Annotated in this window: 8 protein-coding genes; 6 read left to right on the top strand and 2 right to left on the bottom strand. The window is 64.7% G+C overall.

The genetic code is table 11. The features are described from left to right. Nucleotides 1–54: 54 nt before the first annotated feature. The gene (locus N2602_RS21320) at nucleotides 55–1134 is read right to left on the bottom strand and encodes a zinc-binding alcohol dehydrogenase family protein (RefSeq protein ID WP_260379324.1); all 1080 of its coding nucleotides are present in this window, start codon (nucleotides 1132–1134) and stop codon (nucleotides 55–57) included. A gap of 119 nt (nucleotides 1135–1253) precedes the next feature. Here N2602_RS21320 and N2602_RS21315 point away from each other — a divergent pair, with 119 nt between their 5' ends. Beyond that, a complete protein-coding gene (locus N2602_RS21315; RefSeq protein WP_260379323.1) occupies nucleotides 1254–2027 on the top strand; it encodes a helix-turn-helix transcriptional regulator in 774 nt (257 codons plus the stop codon). 154 nt (nucleotides 2028–2181) lie between these two features. Beyond that, nucleotides 2182–5331, top strand: a complete 3150-nt coding sequence (locus N2602_RS21310) for a GAF domain-containing protein (RefSeq protein ID WP_260379322.1) — start codon at nucleotides 2182–2184, stop codon at nucleotides 5329–5331. 46 nt (nucleotides 5332–5377) lie between these two features. Here the strand turns inward: N2602_RS21310 and N2602_RS21305 are convergent, their stop codons facing one another. Next, entirely contained in the window at nucleotides 5378–6697 is a 1320-nt protein-coding gene (locus tag N2602_RS21305; RefSeq protein ID WP_260379321.1) for a hypothetical protein, read from the bottom strand. A gap of 729 nt (nucleotides 6698–7426) precedes the next feature. Between N2602_RS21305 and N2602_RS21300 the strand changes: the two genes are divergently transcribed. From N2602_RS21300 to N2602_RS21285, 4 genes are all read left to right on the top strand, one after another. Further along, nucleotides 7427–8149 (top strand): outer membrane protein, encoded by a 723-nt coding sequence (locus N2602_RS21300; protein WP_172783568.1) that lies wholly within the window; start codon nucleotides 7427–7429, stop codon nucleotides 8147–8149. Between the two features lie 472 nt (nucleotides 8150–8621). Next, entirely contained in the window at nucleotides 8622–12125 is a 3504-nt protein-coding gene (dnaE, locus tag N2602_RS21295) for a DNA polymerase III subunit alpha (RefSeq protein ID WP_260379320.1), read from the top strand. A gap of 195 nt (nucleotides 12126–12320) precedes the next feature. Further along, nucleotides 12321–12761 carry a DUF2846 domain-containing protein gene (locus N2602_RS21290; protein ID WP_260379319.1) on the top strand — a complete coding sequence of 147 codons (441 nt, stop codon included), beginning with the start codon at nucleotides 12321–12323 and terminating at the stop codon, nucleotides 12759–12761. A 389-nt stretch (nucleotides 12762–13150) separates the two neighbouring features. Beyond that, nucleotides 13151–13921 carry a carbonic anhydrase gene (locus tag N2602_RS21285; protein ID WP_172783571.1) on the top strand — a complete coding sequence of 257 codons (771 nt, stop codon included), beginning with the start codon at nucleotides 13151–13153 and terminating at the stop codon, nucleotides 13919–13921. The last annotated feature ends 78 nt before the right edge of the window (nucleotides 13922–13999 follow it).

Raw genomic sequence — 13999 nt, 5'->3', positions numbered from 1 at the left:
TTGGTGGGGCTTCCAAAAACAATCGACGACGGCGCTCCCCCCGCCGCCTCAGGCTCAGGGCCTGATCACCGTGATTTTGAACGGCCCGCCATTGGCCGCGGCGTGCGCCACGGCTTCATTGGCGTGGTCGAGATCGAAGGCCGTGGTCTCGTACTCCTCCAGCTTGAGCAGTCCCGCGCGCACCAGCGCGATCAGGCGAGCCGCGGAATCGCGCGGATACATCCAGACGCCATGGATCGTGATGCATTCGCGCATGATCCAGTTGTAGGGCAGCTCCAGGCCTGGACCGCCCTGCATGTTGACGCCGCCCATCAGCACGACGCGGCCATTGGGCCGCACCGTCATGATCGCGGCGCGCACCACCGTCGTGGCGACGGAGGGCGGCATGATATCGAACGCGCAATCGATCGGGGCAGGCACTGCGCGCTTCATCAGCTCGCGGTCGTCATTCTCGTTGCCGGTCAGCTTCACCGGCCTGACGCGCGCGCCATAGCGACGCACGAGTTCGGCGAGCATCTTCTCGTTGCGGCCCGGCGCCACGACCCAGGCCGCTCCCATTGCGAGCGCCACGGCCACGGCGGCGCTGCCGAAATTGCCGGTCGCGCCGCTCACGAGCACGGTCTCGCCGGGCTGCAGCTTTGCGGCAAGGAAGCCGCCATAGGGCACGAGCATGGTGCCGAGCACGCTCCATCTCGCGGCCTCCGCTTCGCTGAGTCCGCCGAGCCGCGTCACGTTCTCCGTCGGCACCCTCATCCGCTCGGCGAAGGAGCCGTGGTGAAAATATTTCTGTAGCTGCATGCCGCCTTCGCCGCGCGCGCTCACACCCTGCAGGTGAATGTCCGGAGCGATCGCGTCGTCGCGCGAGCGCACTGTCGGATCGCAGAGCACCCAGTCGCCCACGGACAATTTTGTTGCGTCCGGGCCGATCGCGCGCACGCGGCCGACCCCGCCGGCTCCGGGAATGACGGGCAAGTCCAACGCGTACTTGCGTTCACCGCTGAACACTTCCTTGGAATAGGACAGCACGCGGGTGGCGACGACATCCACGATGACTTCGCCGGTGCCGAGCACGGGTTCGGGGACGTCCTCGATGACGAGCGGGGATCCGAAAGATTTGAGTACAGCAGCCTTCATGATGTCGACCTTCGTTCGCACCTCATTGTGAGGTGCACGGAATATGCGAGGACTGTCGCGCGGCAGGAAGGCCTGGTATTATCCTAGTATTGCCTTGTCCCTCCCCACGGAGCACGTCCATGGCCGACCCCCGCCGCGTCGAATTCGGCGACTTCCTGAGGTCCCGTCGCGAAAAGCTGTCGCCGAAAACGGTGGGACTGCCCGCGGGTAGCCGGCGTCGCACCGCGGGGCTGCGCCGCGAGGAGGTCGCGCAGCTCGCCGGCATCGGCGTCGACTGGTACATCCGCCTCGAACAGGGCCGCACGGTGAGCCCGTCCGTCACCACCGTGGATGCGCTGGCCCGGGCCCTCCGTCTCAGCAGGGCCGAGCACGCGCACCTCAAGGCGCTGGCGCGCGAGCGCGCAAGAAGCCCGTTCACGCGCGAAATCGTGCCACCGCCCATTCGGCGGATGATCGAGAGCCTGCACCAGCCGGCCTACATCACCGGCCGGCGCTGGGACGTGCTGGCTTGGAACGATGCGGCCGAGGAGATCTTCGGCTTCGGGCGATTACCGGAGCAGGATCGCAACACGCTGCTCCTGATGATGACCAACAAGCAGGCGCGAAAATCCTACGGCGCCGGTTGGGAGAACGTCGCCAAGGCCATGGTGGCGATGTTTCGCGCCAATCACGACGTCTGGGCCGGCGATCCCGCCTTCACGGAGCTGCTGACGCGACTGCGCGAGGGCAGTCCGGAATTCGTCGAATGGTGGGAGGCACACGACATCCGCAGCACCATCTCGGGGCGCAAGACCATGAACCATCCGACCAAGGGCGTGCTGCACTTCGAGCACACCAGCTTCCAGGCCAACGACGATCCCGCGTTGAAGCTCGTGATCTATACGCCGGTGTAAGCCGGTCGTTGTTGAAGCGGCTTGATCATCACTCGCCTTGGCAGCAGGCGTCTTGATGCCTAGCCGCCCCCCTTGCCGGGAACCTAGGGCTCCCCCTGCGGTTACTGTTTCATCGGTGTGCAGGTGGAGCGAGGGACGTGTTCGGGGTTGACCGATGACGACAGCGACCGGGGGACCCTCGGCCGACCGCAACGCCGTCTTAGCCACCCTCGGCGATCATATTCGGGAGATCGGCAACCCCGACGATCTCGCCTATGCGGCGGCGGAGCTGCTGGGCCGCAGCCTCAATGTCAGCCGGGCAGGTTACGGCACCGTCGATACCTCAGCCGAGACCATCACCATCGCGCGCGACTGGAATGCGCCTGGGATCTCGAGCCTGGCCGGCGTGCTGCGATTTCGCGACTACGGCAGTTATATCGAGGACTTGAAACGGGGGGAGACGGTCATCTGCGCCGATGCCGAAAAGGACCCTCGCGTCGGCGACCGCGCCCGAGCTCTCGAGGCAATCTCGGCCCGCGCATTGGTCAACATGCCAATCTCCGAGCCCGACGGGGTTGTTGCGCTGCTGTACCTCAACAATGCCACACCGCGCGAATGGAGCCCCACGGAGCTGGAGCTCATCCGCGAGGTTGCCGAACGCACCCGCACCGCCGTCGAACGTCGCCGTGCCGAGAGCGCGGTGCGCGAGAACGAAGCGCGGCTCCTCTTTCTGGACGCTCTCAACAAGGAAACGGCCAAGACGCGCGATGCGGACGGCGTCATGGCGGTGACGACGAGAATGGTCGGTGAGTATCTCGGCGTCTCCAACTGCGCCTATGCCGACATGGATCCTGATCAGGACGGCTTCACCATCCGCGGGGACTGGGCCGCCCCCGGTGCGATGCACATATTGGGGCACTACAGCCTGGCCGACTTCGGCGAAAAGGCGGTGCGAGAGCTGGGCGCCGGCCGCCCCCTCATCATCAACGACAATCTGAAGGAGATCGCCCCCAACGAAGCCGCCACTTTCCAGGGTATTGGGATAGGTTCGACGATCTGCATGCCCTTGGTGAAGGAAGGGCGACTTACTGCCTTGATGGCCATTCATCATCGCGGGCCGCATCTTTGGACGGCGCGCGAACTTGCCTTGCTTACCGAGGTGACGGAGCGATCATGGGCGCATATCGAGCGCGTCCGATCGGAGCAGGCGGCGCGCGAAGCTGCCGAGCGGCTGGTCCTCGCCAACAAGGCTGCCGGAATCGGCACCTGGGACTACGATCCGGTCAACGATATTCTTCGATGGGATAGCCGCTGCAAGGAGGTGTTCGGTCTCTCACCGGATGCCGAGGTCAGCTATGAGGGCTCATTCCTGAAGGGCATCCATCCCGACGATAAGCAGCGCACCCATGAGGCCGTCTCGGCCGCGTTACAACCCCATTCTCCGAGAAGTTACAACATCGAATACCGGACCGTCGGCATCGAGGATGGCCTCGAGCGCTGGATCGCCGCAACGGGTCATACGATCTTTTCCGATGGCCTGGCTACCCGATTTATCGGGACCGTGCTGGATATCTCCGCGCAAAAGAAGACCGAACGTCATCTGAGGATCCTCAACGACACGGGAGCATCGGTTGCCCGCGAACGCGATCTCGACAGGATCGTCCAGATCGTGACGGATGCCGGCGTCGAGCTGACGGGCGCGCAGTTCGGAGCCTTCTTTTATAACGTCGTGGCCGCGGACGGCGGCAGCTACATGCTGTACTCGCTGTCCGGCGTGCCGCGATCCGCTTTCGAAAACTTCCCAATGCCACGCAACACCGCCGTGTTCGAGCCGACCTTCCAGGGCACGGGCGTGGTGAGGTCGGACGACATCCTGCAAGATCCGCGCTATGGCAAGAATGCGCCGGGGAAAGGCATGCCCGAGGGCCATCTTCCGGTCCGGTCCTACCTGGCAGTCCCGGTGATCTCGCGAAGCGGCGAAGTGCTCGGTGGGCTTTTCTTCGGTCATGCGGAGGTCGGTCGATTCCACAAAGAGCACGAGGCCGCATTGCTCGGCATTGCCGGCCACGCCGCGACGGCAATCGACAACGCCCGGCTGCTGACCAGGCTCGAAGCGCTCAATGCCGAACTCGAGCAACGTGTCTCCGACGAGATCGCCGAGCGCATGAAGGCCGAGGAGCAATTGCGGCAATCGCAGAAGATGGAAGCCGTCGGGCAATTGACCGGAGGGATCGCCCACGACTTCAACAACATGCTGGCCGTGATCCTCGGCAACCTGAATCTCGCCAAACGGCGGCTCGGCAAGGGAGAGCCCAACATTGACCGCTTCCTTGAGAGCGCCATGGATGGTGCAAACCGTGCCGCGACGTTGACGCAAAGATTGTTGGCGTTCTCGCGACAGCAGCCTCTTGCGCCTGAGGTCATGGACATCAACAGGATGGTCGGTGAGATGAGTGAGCTGCTCGAGCGCTCGCTCGGCGAGCTCGTCCGTCTCGAGACGGTCCTGGCGGCTGGCCTATGGCGCGTCAAGGCAGACCCTGCCCAGCTCGAAAGCGCTCTCATCAATCTGGCAGTCAATGCACGCGATGCCATGCCGAAGGGTGGCAGGCTGACGATCGAAACCGCCAATGCCTCGATAGATCGAAAATATGCCCGTGAATACGCGCTGCAGCCGGGGCAGTACGTTCTCATTGCGGTGACGGACAATGGCACGGGCATTGCGGCGGACGTGCTGGGAAAGGTCTTCGATCCGTTCTTCACGACCAAGGTCGTGGGCAAGGGGACTGGACTTGGCCTCAGCCAGGTCTACGGCTTCGTGCGGCAGTCGGGCGGCCATGTCAAAATCTATTCGGAGGTGGACGTCGGCACGACCGTGAAGATCTATCTTCCACGCTTCGCGGGCGAGGAGACTATCACAACGCCGTCTCAAGGGGTGCCACATCCCGGTGCAAGCCTGCAGAGCGAGACCATCCTCGTCGTCGAGGACGACGAGCGGGTCCGCAGCATCTCATCCGAAAGCCTGCGCGAGCTTGGCTACACCGTTGTCGAGGCCGCGAACGCCAGGGAGGCGATCGGGAAAATCGAAAGCGGTTTCATTCCAGATCTGCTGTTCACCGATGTTGTCATGCCAGATATGACCGGTGCCGAACTCGCGGCCGAACTGTCAAGACGATACCCGGACCTGAAAGTGCTGTTCACGACCGGCTACACGCGCAACGCGATCGTCCATAATGGCGTGCTCGATGCCGGCAAGCATTTGCTGTCCAAGCCCTTTGCGATCGAAGACTTGGCCGCCAAGGTCCGCTACCTGCTCGACGAAGGTTGAATGATGTTACGAGTTGAATCGCCCCGGGGCGATGGCCGACGGCCTTTCAAGGCGCCAGAGCGCGCGGAGAGTTTGTGCTGACGGTCGGTTGAGGCGCAGGCGTCCACGGGCTCTCGGGCCAAGGAGCTGCCTGCCAGGGAGCCGCTTGCCCAGGCGTCGTCGGCCAGGAGCTTGTCGGGCCCGTCGTCGGCAACGCGCAGGATGCCTTGAGCCGGGCCCACTGTGACGGCAGGCCCGCCAGGTCGAGCTCGAACCTCGTGATGTCCGTCTTGTCGTCCGCTATCGGCGTGGTTTCGCGGACCTGCAGGGAGCGGGAGGCCATTATTGCCTCGACCATGTCGGCGTCGATATTGCCGCGCCAGACCTCGTACTTGCCGGTCCGTAGCGGAGATCCTCCGGCCGCCTTGTCCTTGGCGGCATCCGCCGTGATCAGGATCGTGCTCTTGCCGGCGGCCGTTTCGTCGACCTCGGCCGCAAACGTCAGCGGCGCGCCCTTGCTGCTTTCGCAAGACAGGCGCAGCTCCATCGTTCGGAACGTGGCGGCGCTCTCCTTCTTTGCGGTCGCGATCTTGCGGACGAACGGCCGGGCCTCTTTCTCCAGCGTCCAGTTCGTTTCGGCAAAAGGTCGCGTGTCGATGCCGAAACCGTAGAGCTCGGATCGCGTCAGCACGTGCAGGCTTTCGAACTTCACCGTCCGGATGAGGGAGTCGAGCTCGCGACTGACGCCCATCGCCGCGATGAACGTGGCGCGATCGCGATCGGCCGCCAAGAGCCGGCGACGCCTGTATTCCGCGACGGCCGCCGGATCGGGCCGTCCGTCAAAGGCGAGCACCAGCCTCGAATTATGCACCGCCATTGCGGCATCGGGGGCGACCTCGCGCGACGTCGCCCCGAGAAACACGTATCCGCAGGCCGAGTTGCACATGGCACGGTGCGTGGTGAGCTCGGCCTCGACCTCGCCGCTTGCGTTCTTGAGCTTCAGGCACGCGGCGTCCACCTGCGTGCCCGCAGCGCAGGCGGTCGCGATCGTCCGGCCGACGCTGGCAATCGCCTTGCGGCCGCGCAGCAACCGCCCGATCGCATAGGACTGCTCGACGTTGCCGCCGGGCGAATGCAGGTAGATCGGACGCTGCAGGTCTTTGACCGCGGCGAGGAAGCGGCGAATGCGCAGCGCAGCCTCCCGATCGATCTCGCCTTCGATGGCGATCCAGCGATCGCAGCCCGGGCCGCATGCATCGGGTGGCCCCTTGGCGAGATAGATCGTCAGCCTGGAGGCAAATCCGGCTTTCTCGGTCGGCGCTGCTTCGGCACGCAAAGTGCCCGGGAGCAAGAGCGAGGCCAGGAGGAGCAGGATACGGGCGAGCATGGCAGGATCGACTGCGCGAAGGACAGCTGGACGGACGCTATACGATGACTGGCGCGGTCACAACTTGCGGCCGCCTGCGCCGTGCGCATTCATTTCGGACAGACATCCGGCAAATGTGTGCGAGACGTTCCGGCGCCTCGCGGTTCGCACGTCGCCGCGGCGAACTCGATCATCCGCCGCTCGCCGCAGCGCGGCCCGGGCGGCGGTGCAGATCGGATTGCGCGGATTAAAAGTTTGCGCGCGCGCAGCTCCGCTTGGCGGGAGCATGCCGGTGAGGGCGAGCAGGAGTGCGGCGCGGCGAGCTCAGCGCGCCGGATCTCGAACCTGCAATTGCTCAGTCTCGGCCATTCATCGCCGTGAGATAGAAGGAATGATCCTTGCCGAACGTGCGCGAGCGAACTCGCGATTGGTGCGAGTGCGAATGTGATGAATGCGAGCGAAAATATGGCGACAATGGGATGAGTAACTCCATCGCGATTTTCGACTCTCCCATCACGCGAATGTGCGCGCGACGATGTTACGCCCGCATGCAGTTGATCTCGTCTCTCGACGTTGGAACTGCTGAAAACCCCTTGTTTCAAAGGGTTTCGCGCACCTGCGATTAACATTCGTTAATGAGCAGCGTCCTTTGGATTGCACTGTGGCGTCGCGGTTACAGCAATTCCGTCGATCGCTGTTATGACCACGCCACGGCCCGGGGGCCTCTGAAGAAACTGGAACGGGAATCAAATGAAGAAGAAGTTGTTGCTCGCCGCTGTCAGCCTTGTCGCGCTCAGCGCGGCTGCGCCGGCGCTGGCTGCCGATCTCGCGGCACGGCCCTACACCAAGGCGCCGCCGGCGGCGATCGCTGCTGTTTACGACTGGAGCGGCTTCTACATCGGTATCAACGGAGGCGGTGGTTCGTCGCACGCGACCTGGGACTTCGTTGGTCTCGGTCGTGAAGGTTCGCACGACGCGACCGGCGCCACGGTCGGTGGCCAAGTCGGCTATCGCTGGCAGTCCGGGCAGTTCGTGTTCGGCCTGGAAGGCCAGGGCAACTGGGCTGACTTCTCGGGCGACAACGTCAGCGCGCTGTTCGCCACCCGCAACCGCACCAAGATCGACGCGTTCGGTCTGATCACCGGCCAGGTCGGCTATGCCTGGAACAACGTGCTGCTCTACGTGAAGGGTGGTGCGGCTGTGGTCAGCGACAAGTACGAGATCTACGGCCTCGGTGGTCCGCTGCTGGCGTCGACCAGCGACACCCGTTGGGGCGGCACTGTCGGTGCCGGCCTCGAGTACGGCTTTGCGCCGAACTGGTCGGTTGGCGTCGAGTACAACCACATCTTCCTGGCCGACAAGGACGTCACCTTCGCCGGCTTTGCAGGTACCGAGCGCATCCGTCAGGACGTCGACATGGGCCTCGTCCGCCTGAACTACAAGTTCGGCGGCCCGATGTTGGGTCGCTACTAAAACCGACCCGCTCCACGCGAGCGGCCGACGAAAGCCCCGGCCTCGGCCGGGGCTTTTTTTGCGTGAATTCAGCGAGTTAACCATCGCGCTGCGAGATCTCGGGTTAGGCTTGACTCCTGAGAACGAAATGAGAACAATGTTCTTCATACGTTCTAGCGAGGGAGCGAGACCATGTTCAGGATTTTCGTGGAAGAGGCGGCTGCGCTGGCGTCCATCACGCTGTTCGTCGGGATGATCGCGATCTGGGCCCAGGTTATCCCGCAGCTTTGAGCATCCCGCAGCTTTGTCCCCGCGGTTCCGGGGCAGGCCCGGTTGGGGAAAAGCGGGACGACGCGGCGAAGCGGCCGCTCCGGCGTGGACTCTGGCGGCGCGAGACCCCACCATTGCGATGCCGAGTCGGCCGCGCGAGTGCATGATGCCTTGAGGAGCCGGCGACCGCTCCATCTCATCTGCAAGAGGCCGTCACGCGACCATGCCGAGCGCCGGATTTGTCCACCTTCACGTTCACTCGGCCTATTCGCTGCTCAAGGGCTCGATCAAGATCGCCAAGCTCGCCGAGCTTGCCAAGAAGGACCACCAGCCCGCGCTGGCGCTGACCGACACCGACAATCTGTTCGGCGCGCTGGAGTTCTCCGACAAGATGGCGGGCTCCGGCATCCAGCCGATCGTCGGCTGCGAACTGGCCATCGATTTCGGCGATCAGGATCCCAACGCGCGCAACGCGATGGGGCCGTCGCGCGTGGTGCTGCTGGCCGCGCAGGAGCGCGGCTATCGCAGCCTGATGCGGCTGAACTCGCGCGCGTTCCTGGAATCGCCGGACAGCCATGCTCCGTTCATCAAGCTCGACTGGCTCGAGGACGAGACCGAGGGCCTGATCGCGCTGACGGGCGGGCCGGACGGCCCGATCTCGCTGGCGCTCGCCGGTGGCATGGCCGAACTCGCCGGCGTGCGGTGCGAGCGTCTCGCTGCTCTGTTCGGCGACCGCCTCTACATCGAATTGCAGCGCCACAACGCCGAGAAGGAGCGGCGCGTCGAAGGCGGCTTGATCGACATCGCCTACGCCAAGGGGCTGCCGCTTGTTGCGACCAACGAGCCGTATTTCGCGACCACCGACGATTACGAAGCGCATGATGCGCTGCTCTGCATTGCCGGCGGCCGGCTGATCGCCGAGACCGACCGCATGCAGCTGACGCCGGATCATCGCTTCAAGACGCGCGCCGAGATGGCGGTGCTGTTCGCCGACATTCCGGAGGCGCTGGCCTCGACGGTGGAGATCGCCGAGCGCTGCTCGTTCCGGCCGATGACGCGCAAGCCAATCCTGCCGTTCTTCACCGTGGGTGCGGCGCAGAGCTCGGATGCCGCCGCAGTCGAGGCCGCCGAACTGAAGCGCCAGGCGGAGGAGGGGCTGGCCAAGCGCCTCAGCGTCCACGGCCTGTCGCAGGGCACGACGGAGGAGACCTACGCCAAGCGGCTCGCCTTCGAGCTCGACGTCATCACCCGCATGAAATACGCGGGCTACTTCCTGATCGTGTCCGACTTCATCAAATGGGCGAAGAGCCAGGGCATTCCCGTCGGGCCGGGCCGCGGCTCCGGCGCGGGCTCGCTGGTGGCGTGGGCGCTCACCATCACCGACCTGGATCCGATCAGGTTCGGCCTGCTGTTCGAGCGCTTCCTCAATCCGGAACGCGTCTCGATGCCGGACTTCGACATCGACTTCTGCCAGGACCGCCGCGGCGAGGTGATCAGTTACGTGCAGCAGCGCTACGGCCGCGATCAGGTCGCGCAGATCATCACCTTCGGTACGCTGCAGGCGCGCGGCGTGCTGCGCGATGTCGGCCGCGTACTGCAGATGCCCTATGGCCAGGTCGACAAGCTGACCAAACTGGTGCCGCAGAATCCGGCGGCGCCGGTGACGCTGGCCGCCGCGATCGAGAGCGAGCCCAAACTGCAGGCGTTCCGCGACGAAGACCCGGTGGTGGCGCGCGCCTTCGACATCGCCCAGCGTCTCGAAGGCCTGACCCGCCACGCCTCGACCCACGCGGCCGGCATCGTGATCGGCGATCGTCCTCTGAGCGAGCTCGTGCCGCTCTACCGCGATCCCAAATCCGACATGCCGGTGACCCAGTTCAACATGAAGTGGGTCGAGCCCGCGGGGCTCGTCAAGTTCGACTTCCTCGGCCTGAAGACGCTCACCGTGCTCGACGTCGCCTGCAAGCTGCTGAAGCCGCGCGGCATCCACGTCGATCTCGCCACGCTGCCGATCGACGATGCCGAGAGTTACCAGATGCTGGCGCGCGGCGACGTGGTCGGCGTGTTCCAGGTTGAAAGCCAGGGCATGCGACGGGCGCTGATCGACATGCGCCCCGACCGTTTCGAGGACATCATCGCGCTGGTCGCGCTGTATCGGCCGGGTCCGATGGCGAACATCCCGACCTATTGCGCGCGCAAGCACGGCGACGAGGAGCCGGAATATCTGCATCCCGTCCTGGAGCCGATCCTGAAGGAGACCTTCGGCGTCATCATCTACCAGGAGCAGGTGATGCAGATCGCGCAGGTGATGTCGGGCTATTCGCTCGGCGACGCCGACCTGCTGCGCCGCGCCATGGGCAAGAAGATCCGCGCCGAGATGGACAAGCAGCGCGACATCTTCGTTGCGGGCGCGGTTAAGAATGGCGTGCCGAAGGGGCAGGCCGAGACCATCTTCGAGCTGCTCGCAAAGTTCGCCGACTACGGCTTCAACAAGAGCCACGCGGCGGCCTATGCACTGGTGTCCTACCACACCGCCTACATGAAGGCGCATTATCCGGTGGAGTTCATCGCAGCGTCCATGACGCTCGATCTGAACAACACCGACAAGCTCTCCGAATTTCGCTCCGAGGCGCAGCGCCTCGGCATCAAGGTCGAGCCGCCGAACATCAACCGCTCGGGCGCGACCTTCGAGGTCGGCGAGAACACGATCTACTACGCGCTCGCCGCGCTCAAGGGCGTCGGCATCCAGGCGATCGAGCAGATCATCGCGGAGCGCACCCTTGGCGGCCTGTTCACCTCGCTCGCCGATTTCGCCGCGCGCGTCTCGCCGCGCGCGATCAACAAGCGCATCATCGAAAGCCTCGCCGCTGCCGGCGCCTTCGACACTCTGGAGCCGAACCGGGCGCGCGTCTTTGCCGGTGCGGACGCGATCCTCGCCGCCTGCCAGCGGGCGCATGAAGCTGCGACCATCGGCCAGAACGACATGTTCGGCATGTCGGCGGATGCGCCGACCATCATGCTGCCGCAAGTCGAGCCGTGGCTGCCGGCCGAGCGGCTGCGCCGCGAATACGACGCGATCGGCTTCTTCCTGTCGGGACATCCGCTCGACGATTACGCGACCGTGCTGAAGCGGCTGCGGGTGCAGAGCTGGGCCGAGTTCTCGCGCGCGGTGAAGACCGGCGCCACCGCCGGCAAGGTCGCCGCGACCGTTGTCTCGCGCATGGAGCGGCGCACCAAGACCGGCAACAAGATGGGCATCATGGGCCTGTCCGATCCCACCGGCCATTTCGAGGCGGTGCTGTTCTCGGAAGGCCTCGCGCAATATCGCGACGTGCTGGAGCCCGGCGCGGCCGTGCTGCTGCAGTTAGGCGCCGAGCTCCAGGGCGAGGACGTCCGCGCCCGCGTGCTGCATGCCGAGCCGCTCGATGACGCCGCGGCCAAGACGCAGAAGGGCCTGCGCATCTTCCTGCGCGACACCAAACCGCTGGACTCGATCGCCAAGCGTCTCGCCGGGCCCGATATGGCGGCTACCAACGGCGGTGCGCCGAAGGTCGGCAGTCCCGGCATCGCACCGCGCGGAAGCGGCGACGGCGAGGTCTCGCTGGTGATGATGCTCGACCTCGAGACCGAGGTGGAGATGAAGCTGCCCGGGCGCTTCAAGGTCTCGCCGCAGATCGCCGGCGCGATCAAGGCGGTCGCGGGCGTGGTGGACGTGCAACAGCTTTAGCTTCTCCGCCGCGCGTTCCGGTTTTTACAAAGTTGTCGTACTGCATCGGTTGCAACCCAGCGCTGATTCCGACTAGCATGTGCCCGGGGGAATGGAATGGGGCGTGTGATGCTGCGACAGGGTGCGTTGTTGTTGGCCGTTTGTGCCATGCTGACGGGGTGCGTCAGCAATCAGGTTGGAACGGACTTTGCGTCGGTGTCTAAAAAGGTCGGTCCTCCGCGCGCGGGGCACGCGCGTGTGGTGTTCCTGCAGGACAAGAGGAACGGCCTGAGCATGGCTATTTGCGCCTGCGAGGTGAAACTCGACGGTGCGCCGCTCGGAAAAATCGTGGCCGGGAAATATGCCTATGCCGACCGGCCTGCCGGACGTCACGACGTGCTGGTGACTGAGCTGATGTTTCCGGGCGAGACCAAGCGCGAGATCGTCATGGAGGCAGGCCGGACACATTTCTACCTGATCAAGAGCAGCGCCAGGCACGATGCCGCCATGGGGGGCGCCGTGCTCGGCGGTTTGGCCGGACTTGCGGTCGTGTCCGTCGCGACGGCGGGCGAGGCCAATCTCGGGCCGGGCGAGCTCGTTGCTCTGGATGAGGCAACCGCGCGCACGAAACTCGCGGAGCTGGAAGCCGTCGAGTAGGGCGCGCGGTACGATGACGTGCCTCTGATCGCGCCGGGCACGGGGCTGTGGGCGCGCAGCAGCTCTGGAGCGCGAAGAGATCTTGACGAAGCATCGCCGTGATCTGGATCGTTGCTTGAGCACGATCTGCGCGTGAATGCGTGCCGCATTCGTCGAGAAAAGGAATTGTCGCAATTTTTTTGGATCACTCTTTGGCGGGCTGATCTCGAATGCCTGCAGGCGGACGCAGGTCGGTGCAATCGTCGGGCGCGATGGGCCACGCGTTTCGGCTTGCAGCATAGCGCGGTGCAGCAATCATCGGTTGCATCAATTTACATTTGTTATTTCTTCATATCGGCGCACCTATCTTCGCGACGCTTCATCGTCCACTGACCCGGAGGAAATGTCACATGTGCGACAAGTGCTCTGACGCTCTTCATCACGAAACTCTGCCTCAAGACATCGCGCCGTCGCGGCGATCGGCGATGCTGTTTGGCGCCGCCGCGTTCGGCATGGCTTTCGCCGGTGGAGCTTTCGCCAGTGGCGCCTTGGCCAAGGACGCCAAGCAGCCGCCGAAGCCGCAGAATGTGCTGTCGCCCGACGCGTCGCTGAAGCGGCTGATGGAGGGCAATGGGCGCTACGTCGCCGGCGTGTCGCGGCGCCACGATTTCAAGCACGAGCGCGAGGCGCTGGCCGGCGGGCAGAACCCGTTCGCGGCCGTGCTGAGCTGCGCCGACTCGCGCATCGCGCCGGAATACGCTTTCGACACGGGTCGCGGCGACCTGTTCGTCTGTCGCGTCGCCGGAAACTTTGCCGGCACCGAGACCATCGCCAGCATGGAATATGCGGTGGCGGTGCTGAACACGCCGCTGATCCTCGTGCTCGGCCATGATGCCTGCGGCGCGGTGGATGCGACGCTGAAGGCGATCAAGGACAATACGTCGCCGCCGGGGCACATTCCCTCGCTGGTCGATGCGATCGCGCCCGCCGCAAAGGCGGCGATGCAGCAGGGCGGGGACGTGCTCAACAAGGCGATCCGGCAGAACGTGGTCGACAACATCGCCAAGCTGAAGACGGCGGCGCCCATCCTCAATGCCGCCGTGGAGCAGGGCAAGGTGAAGGTCGTCGGCGGCATCTACCGGCTAACGACGGGCACGGTCGATCTGATCGCCCAGGGCTGAACGGGCCGAGGAGCCTCGCGCCGCAGTGCGGTGGCGAGGCTTGCGCCCGACGTGCAGGTTCGACGTGGAGTTGACTTG

Source organism: Bradyrhizobium sp. NC92 (assembly GCF_025200865.1).
Lineage (GTDB): Bacteria > Pseudomonadota > Alphaproteobacteria > Rhizobiales > Xanthobacteraceae > Bradyrhizobium.
Note: the sequence above shows the minus strand (reverse complement) of the source record. Positions and strands in the feature narration are given on the sequence as shown.

Coding starts and splice junctions, on each gene's coding strand:
- N2602_RS21310 (WP_260379322.1), top strand. CDS start 2,182: ATGACGACAGCGACCGGGGGACCCTCGGCCGACCGCAACGCCGTCTTA.
- N2602_RS21300 (WP_172783568.1), top strand. CDS start 7,427: ATGAAGAAGAAGTTGTTGCTCGCCGCTGTCAGCCTTGTCGCGCTCAGC.
- N2602_RS21315 (WP_260379323.1), top strand. CDS start 1,254: ATGGCCGACCCCCGCCGCGTCGAATTCGGCGACTTCCTGAGGTCCCGT.
- N2602_RS21285 (WP_172783571.1), top strand. CDS start 13,151: ATGTGCGACAAGTGCTCTGACGCTCTTCATCACGAAACTCTGCCTCAA.
- N2602_RS21320 (WP_260379324.1), bottom strand. CDS start 1,134: ATGAAGGCTGCTGTACTCAAATCTTTCGGATCCCCGCTCGTCATCGAG.
- dnaE (WP_260379320.1), top strand. CDS start 8,622: ATGCCGAGCGCCGGATTTGTCCACCTTCACGTTCACTCGGCCTATTCG.
- N2602_RS21305 (WP_260379321.1), bottom strand. CDS start 6,697: ATGCTCGCCCGTATCCTGCTCCTCCTGGCCTCGCTCTTGCTCCCGGGC.